Annotated in this window: 24 protein-coding genes and 1 riboswitch; of the genes, 4 read left to right on the top strand and 20 right to left on the bottom strand. The window is 51.5% G+C overall.

Annotated features, from left to right (window positions below):
* The first annotated feature begins 52 nt into the window (after window positions 1-52).
* The 3 genes from ACQ76X_RS01880 (at window position 53) to ACQ76X_RS01890 (ending at window position 2831) form a co-directional block, all read left to right on the top strand.
* Window positions 53-1303, top strand: coding sequence for a methyl-accepting chemotaxis protein (locus ACQ76X_RS01880; protein ID WP_076108999.1), 1251 nt, complete (start codon window positions 53-55; stop codon window positions 1301-1303).
* 296 nt (window positions 1304-1599) lie between these two features.
* Window positions 1600-1950, top strand: coding sequence for a hypothetical protein (locus tag ACQ76X_RS01885; RefSeq protein ID WP_438491119.1), 351 nt, complete (start codon window positions 1600-1602; stop codon window positions 1948-1950).
* Window positions 1951-1958: 8 nt separating this feature from the next.
* A complete protein-coding gene (locus ACQ76X_RS01890; RefSeq protein WP_438491120.1) occupies window positions 1959-2831 on the top strand; it encodes a GNAT family N-acetyltransferase in 873 nt (290 codons plus the stop codon).
* A 141-nt stretch (window positions 2832-2972) separates the two neighbouring features.
* Here ACQ76X_RS01890 and glpK read toward each other — a convergent pair whose 3' ends face one another.
* From glpK to ACQ76X_RS01930, 8 genes are all read right to left on the bottom strand, one after another.
* The gene (gene glpK / locus ACQ76X_RS01895; protein WP_438491121.1) at window positions 2973-4466 is read right to left on the bottom strand and encodes a glycerol kinase GlpK; all 1494 of its coding nucleotides are present in this window, start codon (window positions 4464-4466) and stop codon (window positions 2973-2975) included.
* A gap of 114 nt (window positions 4467-4580) precedes the next feature.
* Window positions 4581-6020: an ATP-binding protein gene (locus tag ACQ76X_RS01900; protein ID WP_438491123.1), complete on the bottom strand. Its 1440-nt coding sequence runs from the start codon at window positions 6018-6020 to the stop codon at window positions 4581-4583.
* Window positions 6021-6737, bottom strand: coding sequence for a response regulator transcription factor (locus ACQ76X_RS01905; protein WP_020427515.1), 717 nt, complete (start codon window positions 6735-6737; stop codon window positions 6021-6023).
* Window positions 6738-6812: 75 nt separating this feature from the next.
* The gene (gene ccsA / locus ACQ76X_RS01910) at window positions 6813-8075 is read right to left on the bottom strand and encodes a cytochrome c biogenesis protein CcsA (RefSeq protein ID WP_438491126.1); all 1263 of its coding nucleotides are present in this window, start codon (window positions 8073-8075) and stop codon (window positions 6813-6815) included.
* Entirely contained in the window at window positions 8072-9760 is a 1689-nt protein-coding gene (resB, locus tag ACQ76X_RS01915; RefSeq protein WP_438491128.1) for a cytochrome c biogenesis protein ResB, read from the bottom strand. The genes ccsA and resB overlap by 4 nt, the downstream gene beginning before the upstream one ends.
* Window positions 9757-10281, bottom strand: coding sequence for a redoxin domain-containing protein (locus ACQ76X_RS01920; RefSeq protein WP_438491130.1), 525 nt, complete (start codon window positions 10279-10281; stop codon window positions 9757-9759). The genes resB and ACQ76X_RS01920 overlap by 4 nt, the downstream gene beginning before the upstream one ends.
* A 110-nt stretch (window positions 10282-10391) precedes the next feature.
* Window positions 10392-11150, bottom strand: coding sequence for a pseudouridine synthase (locus ACQ76X_RS01925; protein WP_438491131.1), 759 nt, complete (start codon window positions 11148-11150; stop codon window positions 10392-10394).
* A 20-nt stretch (window positions 11151-11170) separates the two neighbouring features.
* Window positions 11171-11515, bottom strand: a complete 345-nt coding sequence (locus ACQ76X_RS01930) for an N-acetylmuramoyl-L-alanine amidase (RefSeq protein ID WP_438491132.1) — start codon at window positions 11513-11515, stop codon at window positions 11171-11173.
* A gap of 239 nt (window positions 11516-11754) precedes the next feature.
* Here ACQ76X_RS01930 and ACQ76X_RS01935 point away from each other — a divergent pair, with 239 nt between their 5' ends.
* Window positions 11755-13119 carry an erythromycin esterase family protein gene (locus ACQ76X_RS01935; RefSeq protein ID WP_438491134.1) on the top strand — a complete coding sequence of 455 codons (1365 nt, stop codon included), beginning with the start codon at window positions 11755-11757 and terminating at the stop codon, window positions 13117-13119.
* A gap of 30 nt (window positions 13120-13149) precedes the next feature.
* On the opposite strand, the gene ACQ76X_RS01940 is transcribed toward ACQ76X_RS01935, so the two are convergent.
* From ACQ76X_RS01940 to mscL, 12 genes are all read right to left on the bottom strand, one after another.
* A complete protein-coding gene (locus tag ACQ76X_RS01940) occupies window positions 13150-13683 on the bottom strand; it encodes a spore maturation protein (RefSeq protein WP_340897403.1) in 534 nt (177 codons plus the stop codon).
* 6 nt (window positions 13684-13689) lie between these two features.
* Window positions 13690-14355, bottom strand: a complete 666-nt coding sequence (locus ACQ76X_RS01945; RefSeq protein ID WP_438491136.1) for a nucleoside recognition domain-containing protein — start codon at window positions 14353-14355, stop codon at window positions 13690-13692.
* Window positions 14348-15553: a D-alanyl-D-alanine carboxypeptidase family protein gene (locus ACQ76X_RS01950; protein WP_438491138.1), complete on the bottom strand. Its 1206-nt coding sequence runs from the start codon at window positions 15551-15553 to the stop codon at window positions 14348-14350. The genes ACQ76X_RS01945 and ACQ76X_RS01950 overlap by 8 nt, the downstream gene beginning before the upstream one ends.
* A 205-nt stretch (window positions 15554-15758) precedes the next feature.
* Window positions 15759-16253, bottom strand: coding sequence for a GerW family sporulation protein (gene ytfJ / locus ACQ76X_RS01955; RefSeq protein WP_438491139.1), 495 nt, complete (start codon window positions 16251-16253; stop codon window positions 15759-15761).
* 117 nt (window positions 16254-16370) lie between these two features.
* Window positions 16371-17057 (bottom strand): DUF2953 domain-containing protein, encoded by a 687-nt coding sequence (locus tag ACQ76X_RS01960; protein ID WP_438491141.1) that lies wholly within the window; start codon window positions 17055-17057, stop codon window positions 16371-16373.
* A gap of 160 nt (window positions 17058-17217) precedes the next feature.
* Window positions 17218-17835 carry an SMC-Scp complex subunit ScpB gene (gene scpB, locus ACQ76X_RS01965; protein ID WP_438491143.1) on the bottom strand — a complete coding sequence of 206 codons (618 nt, stop codon included), beginning with the start codon at window positions 17833-17835 and terminating at the stop codon, window positions 17218-17220.
* Window positions 17804-18595, bottom strand: coding sequence for a segregation and condensation protein A (locus ACQ76X_RS01970; protein WP_038594609.1), 792 nt, complete (start codon window positions 18593-18595; stop codon window positions 17804-17806). The genes scpB and ACQ76X_RS01970 overlap by 32 nt, the downstream gene beginning before the upstream one ends.
* A 141-nt stretch (window positions 18596-18736) precedes the next feature.
* On the bottom strand, window positions 18737-19204 hold the full coding sequence (ribH, locus tag ACQ76X_RS01975; RefSeq protein ID WP_038600255.1) for a 6,7-dimethyl-8-ribityllumazine synthase: 468 nt from the start codon (window positions 19202-19204) through the stop codon (window positions 18737-18739).
* Window positions 19205-19243: 39 nt separating this feature from the next.
* Entirely contained in the window at window positions 19244-20497 is a 1254-nt protein-coding gene (locus ACQ76X_RS01980) for a bifunctional 3,4-dihydroxy-2-butanone-4-phosphate synthase/GTP cyclohydrolase II (protein ID WP_438491145.1), read from the bottom strand.
* Window positions 20498-20558: 61 nt separating this feature from the next.
* A complete protein-coding gene (locus tag ACQ76X_RS01985; RefSeq protein ID WP_038594610.1) occupies window positions 20559-21227 on the bottom strand; it encodes a riboflavin synthase in 669 nt (222 codons plus the stop codon).
* Between the two features lie 72 nt (window positions 21228-21299).
* Window positions 21300-22400 carry a bifunctional diaminohydroxyphosphoribosylaminopyrimidine deaminase/5-amino-6-(5-phosphoribosylamino)uracil reductase RibD gene (gene ribD / locus ACQ76X_RS01990; protein ID WP_438491147.1) on the bottom strand — a complete coding sequence of 367 codons (1101 nt, stop codon included), beginning with the start codon at window positions 22398-22400 and terminating at the stop codon, window positions 21300-21302.
* A 223-nt stretch (window positions 22401-22623) separates the two neighbouring features.
* Window positions 22624-22793: riboswitch (FMN riboswitch) on the bottom strand.
* 101 nt (window positions 22794-22894) lie between these two features.
* The gene (gene mscL, locus ACQ76X_RS01995) at window positions 22895-23293 is read right to left on the bottom strand and encodes a large conductance mechanosensitive channel protein MscL (protein ID WP_438491148.1); all 399 of its coding nucleotides are present in this window, start codon (window positions 23291-23293) and stop codon (window positions 22895-22897) included.
* Between the last annotated feature and the right edge of the window lie 159 nt (window positions 23294-23452).

Raw genomic sequence — 23452 nt, forward strand, 5'->3', positions numbered from 1 at the left:
TCACCTATAATATTACAATATACAACATATTTATTAGGGGGAATTAGTTATTATGGACTGGATGAACAAGCTTCCGTTAAAACAGAGAATAGTTGCCGGTTGTTATCTGATTGCCGCATTATTCGCAGTTCCTGTTCTGATTACTTTATTGATCATGGGCAAGATCTTGATCGGAATTATTCTTGTTGTGGTGCTGTCAGCGTTGACCTATCCTCTTTCACGATTTATTGAGAGAACGCTTACATCTTCGTTTGACGATATTTCCAATGTGACGCACACGATCGCCAAAGGAGATTTCACAAGCCGTGCGGACGAAAGCGGGGCCATGGGCGACATCAGCCGCTCGTTCAACACAATGATCGAGAAGCTGAAGAAGATTCTGACGGAAGCTTCGGGAATTACCCGCCAGGTAATGGACGCGAGCCGGGGTATTGAAGACAAGAACCAGAATCTCAAGATTGTCATGGCACAGGTTGCCTCCTCTTCCAACGAGCTGGCCCTCGGCGCCAATGAGATATCCGTGGATATTGCAGATATGACGGAATCCATCAAAGACATAGAAACCAAAGTTTCTAACTACACAAGCTCAACTAAAGAAATGAATAAACGTTCTATACATACGCTGGAGCTGGTCGAAAAAGGACGTGTGTCCGTTGACACTCAGGCAGAAGGCATGCGCAAAAATATTCAGGCTACGCAAAAGGTGGCCGATACGATTGATGCCCTTTCACAAAATGCCCGGGGCATTACCATGATTACGAAGACCATCACCGAAATTGCCGAGCAGACCAACCTGCTGTCGCTGAACGCATCCATTGAAGCCGCGCGCGCAGGCGAGCATGGCCGGGGGTTCGCCGTGGTAGCCCAGGAAGTCCGCAAGCTTGCCGAGGAATCCACCGCTTCTACTAAGGAAGTATTCGGGCTGGTACGCAGTATCGAAGCCGACATCAAGCAGGCAATCGACAATATTGCCATCAACGAAGAGGTCGTGCAGGTTCAGAATGAGATGATCACCGAGACCGCTCATATTTTCGCGCAAATTGTGCAAAGTGTTCAGTACATAACGGAGCAAATCGCCTCCTTCTCTGCTGAAAGTGATCTCATGCTGGAAAGTGCACTCAAAATCTCCAGCGCCATTGAGAATATTTCCGCGATTACCCAGCAGACGGCAGCCGGAACCGAAGAGGTATCCGCAGCCATGAATGAGCAAATTAATGCCCTGCAATCCGTAGCTGAAGAGACAGATAAAATGACGCAAGCCGTATTCCAGCTGCAAAAGACCATTCACATCTTCAAGTTCTAGCTTAAGCGTATCCTGCTCCGAGACCTCTTTATGGATTATGGCTGATTATCAGCCGTATCCTGAAGAGGTTTTTTTATTGAAATATGGTAAAAAATCACTATATAGTACGCTAGCAACGGCTTTTGTCACCGGGTTTCATTTGATCTTTTGTGACAAATTAATACATGTTTCGACTTTATTATTGCATAACCATGAAATTCATGGTTATCTATATGAACAGATATACATGAGGACCGCAGAGGCAAGCTTAGCTGCCCCCTCATGTTCAGCAATCCACTAACGGGAGAGATGTACAGATGGGGAATTTTATTTTAAAGACAGATGTGGAACAGAAAGTAATCGAAATCGAATTGGAAGGCATCTTCTCTGAAGAGGACGGTCTCCGGTCCATCCAAGCTTATCAGCAAACGATCAATCCTATTAACCCAGCCGACTATGAACTAAAAATTGATTGTATAAAGTTGAATGTAACCGCTCCAGATGTGGTGCCTCTGCTGGAAAGCTGCTTCGTGATGTTCAAGAGCGACGGATTTGTGAAGGTCAAGCTGACGCTGGAAAATAATCCGATCCTTAAAATGCAGCTGGCCCGGCTGGGCCGCAAGGCTGGCCTTGAGAACTTAGTGATCATTTCTGCGGTTAAAGTGTAGCAGCAGTTATGGGAGAAGATGTAATTAAGAAAATGACTGATTTCTCAGAGAGATCTATTGCGGCTGTGAAGTCGCTGGAGCTGCTCTGCAAAAATTCCGATGGGAGCAATCTGAGAGTTGGCGTTGAGAGTCTGGGACCTGAGAACGGTGATGCTGCTTTCCTCTGCCATGCCGGGGAACAATTAATCGGTTTTCTAAGCTGGTATACGTCAGACGGAACGGAAGCCAACATCAATGGAATGGTGCATCCCGAATACCGGCGGCAGCAGGTGTTCCGCAGACTGCTGGATCTCGCGAGGCAAGAGATGGAAGCTCAAGGTATCCAAACGCTCCGTTACCGCGTCCCTTTGGGGTCTTTTTCAGGAGCTGGTTGTGCGGCACAGTTGGCAGCAAACTTGACCAGCTCTGAGTATTCCCTGAGTCTCAAGCAGTACCACGCCCGTGAGCCCCATTACCCGGATCTAACGTTGCAAGTAGAGCAGCCGGAGGATTATGAATTTTCGGTGATGTGTTCCTCGCAGGCTTTCGGTGATTCAGAATCATGGACACGGGATTATTGGGCCCATACCCGTCAGCCTGGGCGCATCACCTATATTGCCAAGAATAATCACATGCCGGTTGGCCTGATAAGAGTTAATAAAGTGGACTCCCGGACAGCGGTTATCCACGATTTCTGCGTCCTTCCTTCTTGCCAGGGAAAAGGCCTGGGCCGCGATATCCTTGCAGCAGCAGTGGAAGACCTGCTGCTGCAGGAACCCGATACGCTTATACATCTGGGCGTCGTCACTGAGAATACCCATGCTCTGGACCTCTACCTGAGCGTCGGCTTTACCATTATGGGCGAGTTTCAATATTACACAGGCCCGGTGTCTTGCCGGTAAATCAAACGTTATAAACAGGAATGCTCAAGCCCGCCAGAACAAATACGGCGCTCAAGAAGAATCTACTCTTCTTGAGCGCCGTTTGCGTGATAGGGTGATGGTGAACCTCGTTTCTAAATCAGTACATGAATACATTCCTGCTTACTGACGCCCCTCATGCTTCTCCCAGCCCATGGTACGCGCTACAGCATCTTTCCAGGCGCCGTAGCGGCGTTCCCGTTCCTCCTGCTCCATCTGCGGCGAGAACACCTTCTCGGCCTTGTTGAAGCTCTCCAGCTCTTCTCGTGACCAAATCCCTGAGGTGAGTCCGGCCAGCAGCGCTGCACCCAGAGCCGTCGTCTCTGCATAGGTGGTGCGGGTCACCTCACTGCCTAGAATATCTGATTGAAACTGCATCAGCAGATCATTGCGGACAGCGCCGCCATCCACGCGCAGTCCGGTCAGCGGCATGCCGGCGTCTTTTTCCATCGCCCCAATCACATCCCGGGACTGAAAAGCCAGCGACTCCAGCGTGGCCCGCACCAGGTGACCTGCCGTAGTCCCCCGGGTCAGACCGAACACCGCGCCGCGGGCGTACATATCCCAATAAGGCGCTCCCAGCCCGGTGAAGGCCGGTACGACTACGACACCCTCGCTGTCCTCCACTTCCCTTGCTTTGTCCTCCGAGTCCGAGGGGCCGGCAATCAGTCCCAGTCCTTCCTCCAGCCACTGGACGGCTGCACCGGCCACAAAGACACTGCCTTCGAGCGCATAATACAATTCATCGCCCATGCCCCAGGCTACTGTGGTCAGCAGCCCATGAGTGGAGACGACTGCTTCCGTACCTGTATTCATCAGAATAAAGCAGCCTGTGCCGTATGTATTTTTGGCGCTGCCGGCATCCAGACAGGTATGGCCGAACAATGCGGCCTGCTGATCGCCAAGCACAGAGCGGATAGGAATTTCCGCACCGAACCACTGTGCCTGGGCTACGCCGAATTCTCCACCGGACATCCGCACCTCCGGGAGAATGGCGCGGGGGATGCGCAGAACTTTGATAAGCCGCTCATCCCATTTGCGCTCATGCAGATTGAACAGCATCGTACGTGAAGCATTGGTCACGTCCGTGGCATGCACAGCGCCTCCGGTGAGCTTCCAGATCAGCCAGCTGTCAATGGTTCCGGCAAGCAGCTCTCCCCGCTCGGCACGTTCCCTTGAGCCCGGTACATGGTCCAGAATCCAGGCCAGCTTTGTTGCCGAGAAATAGGCATCGACGACAAGTCCAGTCTTCTCGGCAATCTCAGCAGCAAGACCTTGCCGCTTAATGTCCTCACACTGCTCCGCCGTGCGCCGGTCCTGCCAGACAATGGCCGGATAAATCGGCACACCTGTAACCCTGTCCCAAATGAGCGCAGTTTCCCGCTGATTGGTGATGCCGATGGCCAAAATCTCCGCAGCCGGGACCCGGCTTCCGCTGATAGCATCTCTGGCTGCGGCAAGCTGGCTTTCCCAGATTTGCTCCGGGTCATGCTCAACCCAGCCTGGACGGGGGAAAGATTGTTTAATATCATACTGACCCTGGGAGAGCATGCCCGCTTCCAGATCAAACACAATCGCCCGTGAGCTGGTCGTGCCTTGGTCCAACGATAAAATCATGATAGATGCCTCCTTGATTTGCTGCAAGATGTTCCACGATGAACAAGATTAAAGTGCTAGTTTCAACAAAAAGCACCTCTGCTGTCAGAGGCGCTGTCGTGCTGGGTCAAGCGTTTACTGTTTTTCGACAGGAAGCCGCAGCGTAAAGGTTGTCCCCTCGCCAAGCTTGCTGTAAGCGGTAATTTGCCCGTGATGCGACTCGACGATATTTTTAACGATCGCCAGTCCCAATCCCGTTCCCCCGGATTCCCCCCGGACACGCGCTTTATCTGCCTTGTAGAAACGTTCGAAAATATAAGGAAGATCCTCCGGCGCAATCCCGACTCCTTCATCCCGGACTTCAATCCCCAGGTAACGGCGGCCCTCCAGAATCACCGTGCTGGTAACAATGGTAATGTGCTTGCCTGCGGGTGTATGGCGGAATGCATTGTCCAGCAGATTTGTCAGAACCTGCTCCAGCTTATCTTCGTCAGCAGCCTTTAGGAGCGGTATATCGCCAGACTTGGTCAGCTCTAAATGAATCTCCCGTTCCTTGGCCCGTACAGAAAACTTGCGGTATATGCGTTCCAGCAGCTCATCCATATCCACCTGCGCCTTGGCCATATCCGTATGTCCTGCCTCCATGCGGGCAAGATCCAGCAAATCCTTAACCAGCCGTCCCATTCGCAGCGATTCGTCATGGATAACCTGCACCAGCTCGCTGCTCTCCTCCGGCGAGGAGGCCATGCCATCCAGCAGCGCCTCGCTGTAGCCCTGCATCATCGAGAGTGGTGTGCGGATTTCATGCGATACGTTGGCCACAAAGTCCGTGCGCATTTTCTCCAGGCGCACCTCTTCAGTCACATCGCGCAGAACCGCTACAGCGCCGCGGATATTCCCTTCCGAATAGAGCGGAGCCATATGAACCGACCAGACTCCCTGGCGGACATGCACATTAGAACGCTCGTCGCTTCCCTGTCTCAGCGTGCTGAAGAACAGCGGCCGTAGCGGCGGCGGCACATCGCCTGAAGCAGCCGCATCAGGATCAAGCTCAGAATCGCTTTCCTGCTCGTGGTCTAAATCCTTCCAGGCTTGAAGCAGTTTTTGGCCGTGCGGGTTGGTCAATATAATCTGGCCTTCAATGTCAAACGTGATGACGGCATCGCTCATGCTGCGCAGAACACTCGACAGATGGCCCTTCTCGTGGTTCAAACTGCGGATATTCTCCTCCAGCTCTTCAGCCATATGGTTGAATGAAGTGGCCAATTGACCAATTTCGTCGCTCGTCACAAGTGTCAGCCTTGTACCGTATTCACCCTTGCGGATATTGTTGGCCGCTTCAATGACCTGCTGCATCGGCTGGGTAATCTTAGTAAATAAAAACAAGGCAAAAAATGTCGTCAACGAGAACCCGATCATACAGGCATACATGAACAAACGTTTAATCGCCCCGGAATTGGCGAAGTTGCTGTCGATATAAGGCAGCAGAGACAGCCCCACCGTAATGAGCACGACAGCAACCAGACAGATGATCGTGATCCACAGCTTGCCGACAAGACTTCTCCAGAAATTCACTTATTTAGGTACCTCGAGCTTGTAGCCAACGCCCCATACTGTGGTGATCATCGCTGCTGATTCCGGTGAAACTTTATTCAGTTTCTCGCGAAGCCGTTTGACATGGGTATCCACTGTACGTAAATCTCCGAAAAACTCGTAATTCCACACATCCTTAAGCAGTTCTTCGCGCGAGAATACCTTGTCCGGCGAGATAGCCAAATAATGCAGCAGCTCGTATTCCTTCGGGGTCAGGCTTACTTCCTGGCCGCCTGCAGTTACCCGGTGTGCATCATGCTCAATAATAAGATGCGGGAATACGATATTGTTGCTGGAATTGCTCTCTTTAGATAAAAAGGCCGTTGCCGAAGAACGGCGCATAATGGCCTTGACCCGATAGATCACTTCTCGCGGGCTGAACGGTTTAACCACATAATCGTCTGCACCCATTTCAAAGCCCTGAACCCGGTTGATCTCCTCGCCCTTGGCGGTGAGCATCAGAACAGGAGTAGACTTGACCCCTCGGAGTCTCGTCAGCACTTCAATCCCATCAATGCCCGGCAGCATGACATCCAGCAAAATAAGGCCATAATCATTGGCCGTTGCTTTGCGCAGAGCAATTTCGCCGTCTTCCGCTTCGTCGATTTCGTAGCCTTCTTTTTCAAGGTACATCTTTAGCAGGCGGCGAATGCGCTCTTCGTCATCCACCACCAGAATTCTATTCAAATGCTCTGCCATTTCACAACAACCCCTTCATCAAATACAGTAGAACGTTATCTTAAAACCAAGTGCTGCGTTAGTAAACAAAGTTGCTCAGTCCGTCCCCGCATAAGAATGAAGCCCGGCGATGACCAGATTAACGCCCACCAAGGTGAACATTACGACCAGAAAGCCGAGTACGGCGAGCCACGCGGATTTGCGCCCTTGCCATCCACGGGCCAGCCGCAAATGGAGATAGGCGCTGTAGAACAGCCAGGTGACGAGAGCCCACACTTCTTTGGGATCCCAGCCCCAGAATCTGCCCCAGGCTACTTGAGCCCAGATCATGGCAAATATCAGCGCACCCAGCGTAAAGATCGGGAATCCAATAGCTATAGCCCTGTACGTAATTTCGTCGAGGTCATTCTCATCGATTCCGTCCAGTACCGGGTGTATGGCCTTGCCTAGCGGCTTGCGGACAATGAGGCGCAGGAGTCCATAGATAAGCGCGCCGGAGATCAGCGACCAGATAACCGTGTTGAATTTCCGTCCCGCATTGACACCATTCATCCATGAAGGCGCTTCGAAGAGAGGCTCTTTCATGCCAAGAAACGACTGGAATTGCTCAATTTCGCTATGATACGGCGCCACAATCGGCGGCATTTTATAGCTCACTCTTTCTATTGTACTATCTTCCTGCCCGGGGCTGTCAATCGTAACGTTGGAACGAACGAAAACAGTTTCGTATCCGGCGCCGCGAAAAGCAAAGACGCTCCCGAGAAACCCTATTATAACAATGATCGAAAAGAGAGTAAATTCGACCAGCCGCTGCTGCTTGCGGTCGCTCCGCTCCGCGCTGTCGAAATTCACTGTGTGCAGCAGATACATCAGACCGGCTGCGAAGCCGACTGCGAAGAAAGATTCGCCCAAGGCAGCCAGGGTAACATGAATGTTCAGGTAGATGGATTTCAATGAAGGTATGAGCGGCTGAACCTCCTGCGGAAATACTGCCGCATAAGCCATAACGATGATGGAGATCGGTACCGCAAAAACGCCGAGAATGATCTTGCGGTAGATGGCGAAGATTACTGTGAAGGCAACCATCACCATCATGGATAAAAAGGTCATGAACTCATACATATTGCTGACTGGAATATGACCCGATCCCATCCAGCGGGTGATGAAATAAGCCATGTGGCAAATGAGGCCCAAAGAGGAAATTATAAACGCAATTCTACCCCAGCGCGCGGTATGCTCTTCCGGTTTTCTGCCGGACCACCTGCGCCCCATAATAGCGATTGTGAACAACATAAACGCACCGCTGTATAAGAAAAATGCGATGATAAAGACATCACTGCTGAAATCGAGCAAGCTCATGCCATGCCTCCTCCGTTGTCCAATGATTTTTCATCGACTGTCATGTCTATCTTCTTCAGAATAGAAACGATCTCACGGCGGAAGCCGAACCAATTCTTGTTCGTATGGCCACCCAGTACAAGTTCTCCGTTCTCCAGCGTCAGCCAGATGCGTCTATGCTGCCAGTAGAAGCCGAGCACGAGCCCAAGCATTACGATCCCGGCACCGATCCAGACAAAGGGCATTGCACGATCCACACGCACATTGAGGAAGGAGGTGGACTCTGCAAAATCAACATCGCTCATGCTCTTCACTTCAAGCTCCAGAAACCGGCTGCCGCCTCCCAGCTTATCGTTGATCGTCTGCTGCTGGAACTGATCCTTGTCAATCGCTTTCGGAAAATAGAAATATTGCTGCCCTTCCGCCGGCAGGTCCGGCCCCGTAATCAGAAAAAGGAATGCAGGCGCATTCGGATAAGGCGATTTGGATACCGGCTGCCCTTCCTCGTTCAGTCCGAAATCCATATATTTCTCTTTCAGCTCCAGGGTGTAGGGACCGACCTGAAAGGTGCGCTGAGAGTTCTTCATCTCCAGCTTGAACTTGCCGAATGCCTCACCCGTAGCTGAATTCACCAGCTCAGGCTGTACTGAGCGCAGTACAGGGGTCAGGTCATAATCAAACTGATACGCTTTCAAACCTTTGTAGCTGAGCGGTGAATTCACACGGATATCATGTGAGGTCACCTCTGCGAGCTGCGGCTCCTTCGAAGGATCGACACAATCGGCGGTGCATTCATAAAGCTTGGCCTTTGTCTCGTACAGCTTCGGCAGCACTTTCCTGCCGCGGAATTCCTCAGGCATCTCTGCTTCCGAGTAAAATTCCACTGTGAACTTCTCATTGAGTAAATAATAAGTGGTATCCGGAATCCTAGTCATTTCCCCTTGCGGAAAAGCGAGATGCTGATCCATATTCAGTCCCGGCAGTCCTCTCGCCAGTACGGCGAGCAAAAAAATAATCAAGCCGATATGTATGACATAGGGTCCCCAGCGGCTGAATCGGTGCTTCTCTGCCAGCAGAGCGCCACCCTCTGTCCTTACACGGTAGCCTTTTTTCTTAAGCGGTTCTACGATTCCGGCCACCCAAGTCACCGGATCTTCCTGTACACCAGTGACCAGAACAGCCTTTTGGCGGGTCAGAAACTGCCGGTGCTTGCGGATCTTCTGGCGGGTCAGCGCCTTGTACAGCGGAAGTACGCGGTCCAGGCTGCAGATCACCAGTGAAGCTCCGATCATTACCAGCAGGCTTACAAACCACCAGGATTCATAGGTGTGCGAAAGGCCGAGTCTATAATAGATATTCCCGGCTGTTCCGTACGTTTCTTTGTAATATGTTGAGGCATCAATGTTCAGAAAAGTGCTCTCCTGCGGGAAAATCGTACCCAGCATGGAACCCAGCAGTGTCAGCACAATCAGGTAAATCGCTATTTTGACAGAGGAAAAAAAGTTCCACACACGGTCGATCACTCCGGGATTCACACGCTGTGAACGGCGGGCAACTCCATCGTAGCGCATTTCAAGATTCTCTCCCGAGGAACTTTCCTTCTCCTCCAGCGGTTTGCCGCAGGCTTCGCACAGAACGGTACCTACCGGATTCTGATGCCCGCATTCGCATTTGGTATTGCTGATCAGCGGCGTCCGTTTCTTCATTCGCTCACCAGCTTTCCGATCTGGGACTCCAGTGAGTTCAGATCCAGCTGGCCGATATGAATGCTGTCCACTTTGCCCTTATTATCAATAAAGAAGGTGGTGGGCAATGGGGATACGCCATAGCTGCGAACGGCATCCCGTCCGGTGTCCATGACAATCGGGAAATCAATTTCGACAAGCTTGACAAAATTCTCCACTGTCATCTGATCCTCACCGACGTTAACCCCCACGACCACTACACCTTGATCTTTCCATTTCTCCCACTGCGCCTGTAGAGCAGGCATTTCCTTCACACAAGGGCCGCACCACGAGCCCCAAAAATTAAGCACAACCGATTTGCCCTTGTACTCTTCGAGCGTATGGGTCAAACCGTCTAGTCCCAACAGTTCAAAGGACGGCGCCCTTCCGCCCTCCCGGGGTTTTCCGTCTCCTCCGAATACGGAGGAACCGATTGCATAACCTCCAAGCAAAAGTATCAAAAACAGAATTACGATTTGAATCGGCTTTCTCGCTTTGCCCACACGCGAAGCCCCCTTCTGTGACGCAACTCATACTTTAGTTGTTAGGTGTGAACATCCTATGAACATTATACCGAATATTGTCACAGTTTTAGGAGGGGGAAATGTGAACTTTATGTGTCCTTGCGTGTCGTATTTGCTTTTAGCGCTCCAGCCTTGGCCATTTGCTGTAAATGATTGATTTCATCTTTGGTCAGGTGGCGATAAGAGCCGCGTTTGAGATTTTGCAGCAAAATATCCCCGAAGGAAATCCGCTTCAGACGGATTACAGGATGGGAAATCGCTTCAAACATCCGCCGGACCTGACGGTTGCGTCCTTCATGAATCGTAATGCTGATTACGGTTTCTTTGATGACTTCATCCACATCTTTGTATTCGACTTCCGCCGGAGCGGTCATACCGTCCTCCAGCTTGATGCCTGCCTTCAGCTTGTCCAGTGCAGTGCCATGCGGCACACCCTTGACCGTGGCCAAATACGTCTTCGGTACATGGTGCTTCGGATGCGTGAGCAAGTTGGCAAACTCTCCGTCATTCGTCAGCAGCAGCAATCCTTCCGTATCATAGTCCAAGCGGCCTACAGGGTATACGCGCTCGTTAATGCCCTTCAGGTAATCCGTTACCACCTTGCGGCCCTTGGGATCAGATGCGCTTGTAATGACACCTTTGGGCTTGTTAAACATAATGTAAATCTTGTTCTCTCCCCGGATCAAACGCCCGGAAACTTTAATAATATCTTGTTCGGGGTCCACCTTCGTGCCAAGCGTAGTTACGAGTTCCCCGTTGACTTCCACTTTACCGGCCAAAATCATTTCTTCACACTTGCGTCTGGACGCAACACCTGCTTGCGCCAATATTTTCTGTAATCTTTCCATTTTCGACTACTCACCTCAGGTTAATGATAACCATCAGAGGCATAAATCACAAGTTCATTCCATGGAAAAAATGCTCCGGGACAAGAATTGCTGTGTGGTTCCACCAGCATAGGGGAAATGTGGTAACGGGCAGCCAGCTCCAGAATCAATTTACCTGCTGCAAACAACTGCTCTTTGCGCCCCGGAAGCGGCGGAACACTGTCTTCCGCCCCGAAATCCCCTTCGAGACAGATGTGGATATAATCCGGATCTGTCAGCAGCGGGGCGGCATAAATCCCCCCGTCTGCCCCGACCCAAAAGTCAAAGCCCTTGCCGTTAATGGACGGACAGCGGGAATGATGCAGAATAAAACCTTTATATTCCATCCCATGTGGCCTCCCTCCGTATTGCTGCAATAGCATATGAAGTGGAGGGGAGCAGGGTGAGGAATTGGTGCTAATTTTCGCGCCGCATAGAAATCGTCCGTTCATAGCGAACAGTGCATGCGAACATAACATGATTTGCATGTAAGGAATTAGTCATGTAAATCGATTGTTACGAAGGCGTGGCCACCTTAGGCTAAAAAGACAGCAATTACACTATATCTAGCAATGGAGGAATACGTATGTTGATTAAAAAATCATGGAAAACCCAAACGCTCACGGTTGCATCTGTACTTGGGCTGCTGCTTGGAGGGTCCCTTCCAGTGTCTGCCGCACAGCCGGCTCCGAATCCGCTGCCATACGCGCATGAGATTAAATCACTGACAAGCGGGGACTACAGCGATCTTTCTTTCCTGAAGCCGCTGCTGAAGGACAAGACGGTCGTTAGCCTTGGCGAGAACTTTCACCGGGTAGGCGAATACGCCAGCATGAAGACGAGGCTGGTAAAATATTTGCATGAGGAACTGGGATTTGAGGTCATCGCTTTCGAATCAGGTCTGGCTGAAGCTTCCGTCGTTAACGATGTTGCTGATGAATTAACCGCAGCAGAGATGATGGATAATTCAATATTTGACGTCTGGAAATCCGCAGAAACCCTGGAGCTGTTCAACTACATGAAACAATCGCGCCAGACGGGCAAGCCCTTACAGCTGGCCGGATATGATATGCAGTATACCTCCCCGATGCTTACGGTAGCTACGCGCAGTTTCCTTTCCAAGGTGGATGCGGACTATGGCAAAGCCTTTATGGACTTTGATAATGAAGCCATTGAAACCTATTATGGGCTGGTCGAACAATACGCCTTGGAGAACAAGAGCAATCCAATTTACCAGCAGAAAATAGGAAAAGTCATTCAAAAGTATGTTCCTAAATATAAAGAATACATCAGATACATCCAGGATCGCCGGCAAAAGTTCAATGCCTTATATCCCAGTGCCCCTCACACGACAGATACGATTCTGAAAGGACTGCAGGACCGGGTGCAATTTTTCATGCAAGGGCAGGTAGCCAATGTGCGGGAAGTTTATGAGGCCCGGGACAGAATTATGGCTGAGCATGTGGAATGGCTGATGAAGGTCAGATACCCCGGCAAAAAGATCATTCTGTGGGCCCACAACGACCATTTGGCTAAAAACACCTCGGACATGCGCATCTTCGAGCAAGGAAAATGGCAGAACAGCTTTACCAGCATGGGCGAACTGCTGCATCAGAAGTTGAAGGATAAGATGTATGTGGTCGGCTTTTATATGAATAGGGGCAAAGCAGCAAATATTACAACACTGAAGGAATTCTCTATCGGGCCGATGCCAAACGGAACCTTGGAAGGAAGAATCATGCAAAGCGGATACTCCCGTACCTTCGTTGACCTCACGAAGCATACCAAAGCAGACACAAGCAACAAATGGATGTTTCAATCTCTATATGCTGCTGAGGACGGGCTCACCAGAGTGGTCATTGCTCCGATGGTGATGAAATTCGTTCCGAAGGAGCAGTTCGACGGCCTGATTCTCATTGATCAAGTATCTCCGCCAACACGTGCCTATTAAGCAGACGATCCGGCGGCACCCGGTTGCCTGCTACCCAAACACCAGCAGGCATACGGCGATAGCAGCGATAAAGCCAATGACGTCTGAGAACAAACCGACTTTAAGGGCATAGCGGCCGTTGCGGACACCCACAGCGCCGAAGTAGACGGTCAGAACATACAGTGTCGTATCTGTACTGCCCTGGATCGTGGAGGCGATCATCCCGATCAAGGAGTCCGGGCCATGGACACGGATCAGGTCGGTGGTGTAAGCGAGGGAGCCTGTCCCTGTCAGCGGACGCAGCAGGCCGAGCGGCAGCACTTCCGGCGGCACGCCCAAGCCTTTGAGGGCTGGGGCGATGAAGCCCATGAAGAAATCCAGCGCACCGGAGGCGCGGAACACGCTGATGGCGACAAGCATGCCGACGAGATGCGGGATAATGGCAATCGCCGTGCCGAAGCCGTCTTTGGCCCCTTCCACAAAGGACTCATAGACTGGAATCTTGCGCGAATAGGCGTATAGCGGGATAAAGGTGATCAGGACCGGAATCGCCCAGGCCGAGATGAGGCTGATTAGCTGGAACACGGAAGCTCACCCTTTCAGTGAAGAATGCGGAAGCGCTGTGCTGCCTCTGGCTGAATCGCCGGACTTTACCGCCGGCGGTTTCGGCGGCCTGCGCATGAGAGTCAGCCGGCGGAACAGCCTGTCGGCAGCGATGGCAGCAACCGTCGCCACTGCGGTCGCCGCCAGGGTCGTACCGACGATGCCGGCAGGGTCGGCTGAGCCGTAGTTGAGCCGGATCGCTATCAGCGTAGCCGGGATCAGCGTAATACTTGCCGTATTCAACGCCAGCAGGGTGCACATCGCCGGGGTGGCGGTCTCCTTGTCCGGATTCAGCGTTTGCAGCTCCTGCATCGCCTTGATGCCCATAGGGGTTGCGGCATTGCCAAGTCCGAGCAGATTGGCGCTCATATTGGAAAGGATATAGCCGATCGCAGGATGGCCTTTCGGAACATCGGGAAATAGAAAGGAGACTACGGGTCCGAGTACCTTGGCGATTTTCCTGAGCAATCCGGCATCCTCGGCCACCCGCATAATTCCGAGCCAGAAGACCAGCACGCTGATTAGGCCGAAGCTTACCGTAACCCCGCTTTTGGCGCCGTCAAACACAGCTGCTGTAAACTCGTCCATCCGCCCGTTCACAGCGGCAAATACGAAGCCGATCAGGATCATTCCGAGCCAGATTCCATTAATCATGATTATCCCCCCGCTGAAAAAGTGCCCGCAGCGCGCTGCCAAGCGCCTGCAGCCAGTTCCCCGCCGGATAAGCAGGGGCTAGGGCCGCGCTGTACTTCTTGGTATAAGCCGATTGTTCCGGGGGGAGCTGCTCCGGCTCATAAACGGGTACCCGGCCGATTTCCTGGCCGCCCAGCTGCAGGACTAGCACGCCTTTTAAGCCAAAATCGCTGCTGCGCGCCTGCTTCGGCACAGTTGCTTCCCGTTTCAGCTCAAGCTTGGTAAACAGCCTCGCCTCTTCTCCCTGTCCAAGCGGGTAGGCAAAGGATTTGCTCGTCACGTAGCTGTATCCGCTGATCCCTTCGCCGCGTTCGATTAACGTTTTGAGGGGATAATGATTGAAACCGAAATTCAGCAGGGATGCATGGTCATTCCAGTCGTTTCCGTCGTTGATTGTGACCGCAACCAGCTGCTGTCCGTTTCTTGTGGCAGAGCTGACAAGGCAGCGCAGCGCTTTTTTGGTATAGCCTGTCTTTACGCCGTCTGCTCCTTCATAGAGCCGCAGCATTTTATTTTTGTTGCTCCATTTGTAGTCCCATTTCTCATAAGGATTGTCCGCCGTCTTCTCCTGCGTCTTCACGATTTCTTTGAATACAGGATTGTGGAGCGCATAGGCGGTCAACACTGCCAAATCATTGGCACTGGAATAATGGCCTTCGGCATCCAGACCATGCGGATTAGCAAAATGGCTGTGGGTTAAGCCGAGCTCCTCCGCCTTCTGATTCATCAGATAGACAAAACCCTGTTCAGAACCGCCGACATGTTCGGCTATTGCTGTTGCCGCATCATTTCCCGAACGCAGCATCATCCCGTATAGCATATCCTCCAATTTCATTTCTTCCCCTTGCTTCAAATACAGTGAAGATCCTTCCTTCGCAAAAGCGGTTTTGCTTACTTTGACCTTGGAAGTCAAATCCCCATTTTCTATAGCCACTATGGCAGTCATAATTTTGGTCAGACTGGCGATCAGCATAGGCTCATCACCCCTGCTGCTGTACAGAAGCCTTCCGGATTCCACGTCAATCAGCGCCGCAGCCCTGGCATGAGTGGAGATGGAGCTGTTTTCGGCCCGGAGTACAGGCAGCGGAAGCAAACCAACTAGCAGCAGGCACAATATCAGGATCAAAGACGATTTAAAAGTTAATCTCTTCATGTTCATCCTCCGGCTTCTTTCTTCTCAGTTCTTCTCAGTTCTTAAGTCAGGTTAAGGTTCAGATCACGCTATGTTGTACAAGTGTATGCAGCATGGCGGACAGGTATGTCCTTCTCTTAAGTCCTCTCTATGTATGAGGAGCGGACAACGACTAGGTAAATTTCAAAAAAAGGGATACCGCCCGGTTAAGGCGATATCCCTGATTTCTCCGCTAGTGTGTCGATGAATTGCTGGCTGCAGGATCTGTTTTAACTACTGGCTTTGCAACAGGGACACCCACAACTTCCGCCCCGACAGGAGCGCCATTTCCATTTTGGAACATATTCTGGATTTTGTCGATCAGCCCTGGAGTGGCGTCGATGATTTTCTCGAACAGATGGGTTTGATTATCAAGCGGCACAATATGCACACCTTCCCTGCCCACTACGAGAAAAGCGATCGGGCGAATGGATACGCCACCCCCGCTACCGCCTCCAAATGGAAGCATTTTAACGCTGGAGCCGCTGCCGTTCACACCCGGCGCATCATCCTCCACCCGGAAGTCACTGCCCCCTGCGGCAAAACCAAATGCCACTTTGCTGATCGGCAGAATGACGCTGCCATCCGGTGTCTCTACAGGATCTCCGACAATTGTATTAACATCCACCATGCCTTTGATATTTTCCATCGCGGTCTGCATCAGACCTTGAATCGGATGGTCACTCATATTGTTATCCTCCTTTAACTTCTAGGGAAATACTCTTTCTTCCACAGCGTATATCATTCCCATATCACTACATTTGTATGTAAGTCGTTTCTATCTTCCAGGCAGTTGGAGCTTCCCTTAATGTTTGTGGCTCAATAGCTGTTTCCACCGGGTCAGTCCCCCCTCCACTTTGGTGATCCGGCGCAGCAGCAGTATTCCCGCGTAAAGGGTATAAGCCAAGGACAGTTTCCCGGCACACACTGCCTCTGTGGAGTAGCACAGCTCATCGCGGAACACCGGTGCGACAAACAGACGCGGAGCGTGCTGCAGCCGGACGAATTGCGAAACCCAGCCAATAAGGCTCCATTTCATTCCCCACAGTGCCCCCGCTGCTGTTGCTGTATAGGCTGCATCGCCAAGCGAGAAATCCGTCGACCAGTCGAGCTTTGATATTTTGACATGGGCCATCAGTCCTCTCAGCCACTTCTTCAATCCCCGTGTCGCCCGCAGCGCTGCCTTAAAATTATCGATCCAGCCTGACACAGCCTCCTTGTCAATTTGCTCCTCTTTATCGGAGTCCTTCTTCACGGGTGCGATCCCGCTTTCTTCCAGCTTCACCCTCACTCCCCGCTCTATACCCTCATATACGAGTGCTGGCAGTTCATAATGAAACTTAACTAACCCAAATAAAGCCTTAATATCAAATTCCACCCGGTCATCCTTGCCAAGTCTGCACAATCGGAAGTGAAAATGAATGGAAGAAGACAGGACCAGTACAATGATAACCAGCAGAAGAGCCAAAGGTATAACAAGCCATAACGTCACGGATTACCCTCCAAGCATCCTTATAATAGGAACCTTTGGTTTAGTATGGCAAACTTGGCTGGAAAAAATTCGGATGGACGCAAAAAAACCGTTGTTCTCCTAGGAGACAACGGCATTTAACATAAATTTACAGCTCACAGCCGATCCGAATGAAGATGCTTTACTCCTTCATACCCTGCGGCTGCTCAACTTCATCGAACGTCATTTGGCTGTCCAGCTTGCTGAAAAGGAGCTGTGTCTCCTCTTCCAGCCCGTCGGAATTATCGAAGTTAGACGGCTCCGGCAGCTCCTTCAGGCTGGCCAGTCCAAAGCTGTCAAGGAACGATTTGGTCGTTCCGTAAAGGATTGGACGGCCTACTGCCTCGGCACGCCCGACCTCATGAATGAGATCCTTATTGTTCAGTGTATGGATCGCCCGTTCAGACTTTACTCCGCGGATCTCCTCAATCTCCACCCGGGTAATCGGCTGGCGGTAGGCCACAATGGCCAACGTCTCCAGGGCCGCCTGGGATAAAGAAGATCTTGAAGGCGAATAGGCCAGCCGTTCAAAATAAGCCGCATGCTCCGGCAGCGTAGCCAGCCGGTAATTCCCGGCGATCTGCACGACCTGCAACCCGCGGCCCTGGTTGATGTAGTCGTCTTTCAGCTCTTCCAGCGCACTTGTCGCCAGATCCGGACGCTGCTCGGTGATCTCGGCGATTTGACGCACCGACAACCCTTCGTCGCCAGACAGAAACAGCAATCCTTCAATAATCGATTTCAGCGTTTTGTAATCCACTGAATTCCTCTCCTCCTCTCCACTCCATCACAATATCCTCAAACAATTTCTCCTGATAACAGTAAATGGCCTTCATCTTCATCAGCTCCAGGATCGCCAGAAAGGTAGTCACGATCTCATGTCTGGCCATCTCATCATGCAGCAGCGCCGAGAAGCGCAGCCTGCCGCCCACCCCTTTGCGCTGCAGCGCCTCTGAAACATCACGAATCCGGTCTTTGACTGAAATTTCATCGCGGGTAATCCGCTGATAAGAGGATCTTCGAGCCGCCTTGCTCAACGCCTTGCGGAATGCGGCGATGAGGTCAGACGTATGTAACCCTTTCAGTGTGTTATCAATCTGCGTCGGCACGAAAGGACCCAAATCCTCCGGCTCCTTCGTAAAGATCAGACTGCGTTCGCTCTCCATATCCAGCAGCTGCACAGCAATGTTCTTGAATTTACGGTATTCAATCAGCCGCTGAACCAGTTCTGCACGCGGATCATAGCCATCATCCTCGTAATAGTCGAAATCCTCGATCTCAATGACCGGCGGCTTCGGCAGCAGCAGCTTGCTCTTGATGGACAACAGGGTTGCAGCCATAACGAGAAATTCGCTGGTGATATCCAGTTCAAGCTCCTGCATCGTTTGCAGGTAATCCATGTACTGTTCGGTGATCACGCTGACCGGAATGTCCTGGATGTCGATTTCCGCTTTGTCAATTAGATGCAAGAGCAGATCGAGCGGACCTTCGAACGTCTCCAGCTTGTACAATACAGTCACGCGGTTTCCTCCCGCCAAAAAAAAGTAAAGTGTAGCGCCGCTATAGGGACGCTACACAAGTAGAAAGGGTTTTTATAGTCCATGCTTTCTTCTTATACTTATAAATAAGCACGATTATAGCCAATTCGTCAAGAGGCTGTCTTACTTAAAGAGCTTGTTAAGGTTTGCCATTTCGATTGCCGACGTCGCAGCATCCCAGCCTTTGTTGCCTGCTTTGGTTCCGGAACGCTCGATGGCCTGCTCAATATTCTCGGTCGTAACAACACCGAAAATAGTAGGAATACCCGTTTTGAGATTAATGGCTGCCACCCCTTTAGCCACTTCGTTGCATACATAATCATAATGCGTAGTGGAGCCACGGATGACGGTGCCCAGCGCGATGACGGCATCATATTTGCCGCTTTCGGCCATCTTTTGGCAAATCAGCGGAATTTCGAAAACGCCCGGAACCCATGCCACATCCACCTCTTCATCGGCAACACCGTGGCGTTTGAACGCATCCAGAGCGCCGGACAGCAGCTTGCTTGTAATGAACTCATTGAAACGTCCTACGACTACCCCGTATTTTAAACCCTCGGATACTAAATGTCCTTCAAAATAATTCGGCATTGTGCTCATCAACCCTTCATTAGTAAGTTAGTTTTATGGTTAAATTTTGGAATCTTCATTTTGTTCAATATTGTCAAAAGTCAGCAAATGTCCCAGCTTGGCCTGCTTCGTATGAAGATAATTCGTGTTGTCCTTGTTCTCCGGCATTTGAATCGGCACACGCTCCACAACCTCAAGGCCGTAGCCTTCCAGTCCCTTGATCTTGCGCGGGTTGTTGGTCAGCAGTTTGATCTGGCGTACGCCAAGATCCTTAAGAATCTGTGCCCCGATACCGTAGTCTCGCAGGTCTGCCGGGAAGCCGAGCTTCAGGTTGGCATCAACTGTATCCAGACCTTCCTCCTGCAGCTTGTAGGCACGCAGCTTATTAATGAGGCCGATACCTCTGCCTTCCTGGCGCATGTAGAGCAGCACTCCTCTGCCAGCCGCTTCAATCTGGCGCAGCGCTGCTTCAAATTGCGGCCCGCAGTCGCAGCGGTGCGAGTGGAACACATCACCGGTCAAACATTCGGAATGCACGCGGACCAGCACCGGCTCCTCGCCGGAAATATCGCCTTTGACCAGCGCGACATGCTCTTTGTCATCCACTTCGTTCGTGTAGGCAATCGTCTGGAAAAGACCGAAATCTGTAGGCAGATTCACTGAAACTTCACGGGTGACTAAATGCTCCTTCTCGTTGCGGTAATGGATCAGGTCCTTGATGCTGATCAGCTTCAGGTCATGTTTTTTGGCGATCTCGATTAGATCCGGCAGCCGGGCCATCTCTCCGTCTTCTTTGACCACTTCACAGATGACGCTTGCCGGATATGCGCCGCACATACGGGCTAGGTCAACAGCAGCCTCAGTGTGGCCGGAACGGCGCAGGACGCCGCCTTTCTTGGCAATCAGCGGGAACATATGCCCCGGTCTGCGGAAATCGGACGGTTTGGCGTTGGGGTCCATAATCGCTTTGATGGTCATGGATCTTTCACCTGCGGAAATACCGGTTGTGGTATCTTTATGGTCGATGGACACGGTAAAAGCAGTGCCATGGTTGTCAGTATTCTGGCTGACCATCGGCTGCAGATCCAGCTCCTCCGCACGTTCCGCCGTGATCGGCAGGCAGACCAGCCCCCGGCCTTCTTTAATCATGAAATTGATTACTTCCGGTGTAGCACGTTCGGCAAGAGCAATGAAGTCCCCTTCATTCTCGCGGTCCTCATCATCGACTACGATGATCACCTTGCCGCGCATCAAATCATAAATAGCGTCTTCAATCGGGTCCAGGACGCTGTCTTGCTTGGATTCTTGGCTCATGTTTCTGTCCTCCTGATCACTTTACGTTGCCTTCACAGGCTATCCGTAAGCTTAGTCTTATTTATACAAACCCGTTGGCCGCCAGGAAATCACGGCTGATCCGGGAACTGTTCTCATCTTCCTCATGTCCTGCGCCCGCACTGTAATGCAGGAGATGATCCACATACTTGCCAAGCACGTCACACTCAATGTTGATGCTGTCACCTGAGCGTTTGTGCGTAAGTACAGTTTCTCCAAGCGTGTGCGGAATAATCGACACGGTAAACGCTGCAGCCGTCGTATTTACGACCGTCAGGCTGATGCCGTCAATCGTGATGGAGCCTTTAGGAATAATGTATTTGAACAGCGATTTGCGGTCCGGTGCAATCTCGAACACAACCGCATTCTGGTCACGCTTCACGCTCCGGATTTCACCGGTGCCGTCGACATGCCCCTGAACGATATGCCCGCCGAAACGCCCTCCGGCGGCCATTGCCCGTTCCAGATTCATTTTGCCGCCGGTCCGCAGCTCTTTCAGGTTGCTGTTGCGGTAGGTCTGGGGCATCACATCGACGGTAAAATAATGGTCGCCTAAAGACGTTGCGGTCAGGCAGACCCCGTTGACGGATACACTGTCGCCGATCTTCAGGTCATCCATAATGAGGGAAGCGCCGATATTCAGCACCATCATCTCGCCTCCGCTGGAGACGCTGCGCAGCACGCCGATCTCCTCAATTAAGCCGGTGAACATAGAACCCCTCCTACAAGTTTGGTTAGGATCACTGCAAGCATCTGCTTAAGCTTTGTTAGCATCTGCTGTTACTTAGCGGATTGGAGTGCCGCTGATACACACATTATCCCCGAGCACTTCCACTTCCAATCCCTCAAGCGTGATGGCATCCTTCATCAGCTCGACACCCGGGAATTCGAAGGTTCCGGCCGCTCCGGCCCTGCCGCCGACGATCTTGGGAGCGAAGAACAGCACTACGCGGTCAACCAGTCCGCTCTCCAGCATGGAGCCGTTCAGTGTACCTCCGCCTTCCAGCAGTATGGAGCCGATCTCCATCTCGCCCAGCTTAGTCATAGCACTTTGCAGATCCACGCGCGGCCCCGCGCCGCAGATGATGACTTGAACCCCTGCCGCCACAAGCGCCTCATGTTTGACCGGATCAGCAGCTTCTGTAGTCACTACAACTGTAGGTGCCTGCCCGTCGGTAACAACGGCGGAATCCAGCGGGATACGCAGCGAAGAATCGATCACAATCCGGACCGGGTTGAGTCCGGGTACCACCATTCTTGTGGTCAGGGAAGGATTATCGGCAATAACCGTATTGACGCCGACCATGATCCCCTGATGACGGTGCCGCAGGGTATGTACAATCTCCCGTGCCTGCCCGTTAGATATCCACTTGCTGTCCCCGGTCCGGGTAGAGATTTTGCCATCAAGTGTACTGGCGCTCTTCAGCGTGACAAAAGGCTGCTTCGTCAGAATGTACTTGATGAACTTCTCGTTCAGCCTTAGAGCACGGCTGCGCAGCAGCCCCACTTCAACTTCGATCCCTTGATCGCGCAGCATGGCTATGCCCCGGCCTGCTACCTGCGGATTGGGATCTTCACACGCTACCACTACACGAGCTACGCCTTCATCAATCAGCCTTTGGCTGCAGGGCGGCGTCTTGCCGTAATGGCTGCACGGCTCAAGGGTCACATACGCTGTACTTCCCTGCGCCTTGCCGGCCGCCATATTCAGCGCATGTACCTCGGCATGCCCTGTTCCGCGCTGTAAATGAGTGCCGAGGCCGATCACCGCGCCGTCCTTCACTACAACACAGCCAACCACCGGGTTGATGCCTGTCTGTCCCTGTGCTCTTTCCGCCATATCCAGCGCCAGCGCCATATAAAACTGGTCGTTCATTGTATCCATGCCTTGCCTCCAATCCCATTGCCTTGTATTCATGCTTCCAGTCCAAAACAGAAAAACCCGTCTCAATCTCCAGGAGGAGTTCAAGACGGGTTATACGAGAGTTTACCGGCAGTCCAATAAAATGGTGCGTAAATAAACGCCACAAACATGGCATTGTGAAAGTTCGCACATAATATTCGAAAACACTGCAGTACGCCTGCCTATACAAAGCACAGAACGTCAATCTCTCCTTCTTCCATCCAGACTATACTGTCGGTCCCGGAATTGCACCGGGTCCACCGTCCGTATGCAACATACGAAGCGGGTAGCGGACTAAGCGCTGATACTGGCATTTCGGCCATATACAGCGGCATCACCGCCGGTAGGGAATTACACCCTGCCCTGAAGGATTGATATATTCAATTAAATTAAGTTTTGCCTACAACAAAATTATCACTTAGCGGCAGGAAAAGCAAGTGCATTTAATATATTTACTTTATTTATGTAACTTACTTCTAGATTTCACTCTGTTTTTCCGCACGCAGCAAATCGCGGATTTCTGTCAGCAGGGCGATTTCCGGATCTGGTGCCGGGGCCTCGACCACTTCGACTTTAACGACTTCCTTGCGTTTAAATTTGCCTACCAGCTTAATGACCAAAAAGATGGAGAAAGAAATAATAAAGAAATCAACCACTGCCTGCAGGAACAAGCCGTAGTTCACAGTTGCCTCTCGGAAAGTGAAGCTAAGCTTCTTCAAAGGGTCAATCCCTCCGCTAAGCATCCCCACCAGTGGCATAATAATGTCGGCGACCAGGGAGGTAACGATTTTACCGAAAGCTGCCCCGATGACGACAGCAACAGCGAGATCAAGCACATTTCCTTTCATGGCAAAACTTTTGAATTCCTTCCACATTGCGATTCCCTCCAAAACTCCGAATTTAAACTATTATAGCATTTCCCCTGCGGATGACAATAAATCTCCGGCCTTGTTCTCACGGAAAGGAGAATTTTCTTAAGAAAATCATTAGATTTAGTGCCGGTAAGTCTTTAGAACTGAGTCTTAAAGTGATTG

Source organism: Paenibacillus sp. IHBB 3054 (assembly GCF_051594305.1).
Taxonomy (GTDB): Bacteria; Bacillota; Bacilli; order Paenibacillales; family Paenibacillaceae; genus Paenibacillus_AQ.

Bases quoted from the DNA above. Each gene is read 5' to 3' on its own strand.
- ACQ76X_RS01935 (WP_438491134.1), top strand. From the start codon at position 11,755: ATGTTGATTAAAAAATCATGGAAAACCCAAACGCTCACGGTTGCATCT.
- ACQ76X_RS01880 (WP_076108999.1), top strand. From the start codon at position 53: ATGGACTGGATGAACAAGCTTCCGTTAAAACAGAGAATAGTTGCCGGT.
- glpK (WP_438491121.1), bottom strand. From the start codon at position 4,466: ATGATTTTATCGTTGGACCAAGGCACGACCAGCTCACGGGCGATTGTG.
- ACQ76X_RS01925 (WP_438491131.1), bottom strand. From the start codon at position 11,150: ATGGAAAGATTACAGAAAATATTGGCGCAAGCAGGTGTTGCGTCCAGA.
- ACQ76X_RS01945 (WP_438491136.1), bottom strand. From the start codon at position 14,355: ATGATTAATGGAATCTGGCTCGGAATGATCCTGATCGGCTTCGTATTT.
- ytfJ (WP_438491139.1), bottom strand. From the start codon at position 16,253: ATGAGTGACCATCCGATTCAAGGTCTGATGCAGACCGCGATGGAAAAT.
- mscL (WP_438491148.1), bottom strand. From the start codon at position 23,293: ATGTGGAAGGAATTCAAAAGTTTTGCCATGAAAGGAAATGTGCTTGAT.
- ACQ76X_RS01930 (WP_438491132.1), bottom strand. From the start codon at position 11,515: ATGGAATATAAAGGTTTTATTCTGCATCATTCCCGCTGTCCGTCCATT.
- ccsA (WP_438491126.1), bottom strand. From the start codon at position 8,075: ATGAGCTTGCTCGATTTCAGCAGTGATGTCTTTATCATCGCATTTTTC.
- ACQ76X_RS01980 (WP_438491145.1), bottom strand. From the start codon at position 20,497: ATGAGCCAAGAATCCAAGCAAGACAGCGTCCTGGACCCGATTGAAGAC.
- ACQ76X_RS01905 (WP_020427515.1), bottom strand. From the start codon at position 6,737: ATGGCAGAGCATTTGAATAGAATTCTGGTGGTGGATGACGAAGAGCGC.
- ribH (WP_038600255.1), bottom strand. From the start codon at position 19,204: ATGCCGAATTATTTTGAAGGACATTTAGTATCCGAGGGTTTAAAATAC.
- ACQ76X_RS01985 (WP_038594610.1), bottom strand. From the start codon at position 21,227: ATGTTCACCGGCTTAATTGAGGAGATCGGCGTGCTGCGCAGCGTCTCC.
- ACQ76X_RS01885 (WP_438491119.1), top strand. From the start codon at position 1,600: ATGGGGAATTTTATTTTAAAGACAGATGTGGAACAGAAAGTAATCGAA.
- ACQ76X_RS01890 (WP_438491120.1), top strand. From the start codon at position 1,959: ATGGGAGAAGATGTAATTAAGAAAATGACTGATTTCTCAGAGAGATCT.
- ribD (WP_438491147.1), bottom strand. From the start codon at position 22,400: ATGGATACAATGAACGACCAGTTTTATATGGCGCTGGCGCTGGATATG.
- resB (WP_438491128.1), bottom strand. From the start codon at position 9,760: ATGAAGAAACGGACGCCGCTGATCAGCAATACCAAATGCGAATGCGGG.
- ACQ76X_RS01950 (WP_438491138.1), bottom strand. From the start codon at position 15,553: ATGAACATGAAGAGATTAACTTTTAAATCGTCTTTGATCCTGATATTG.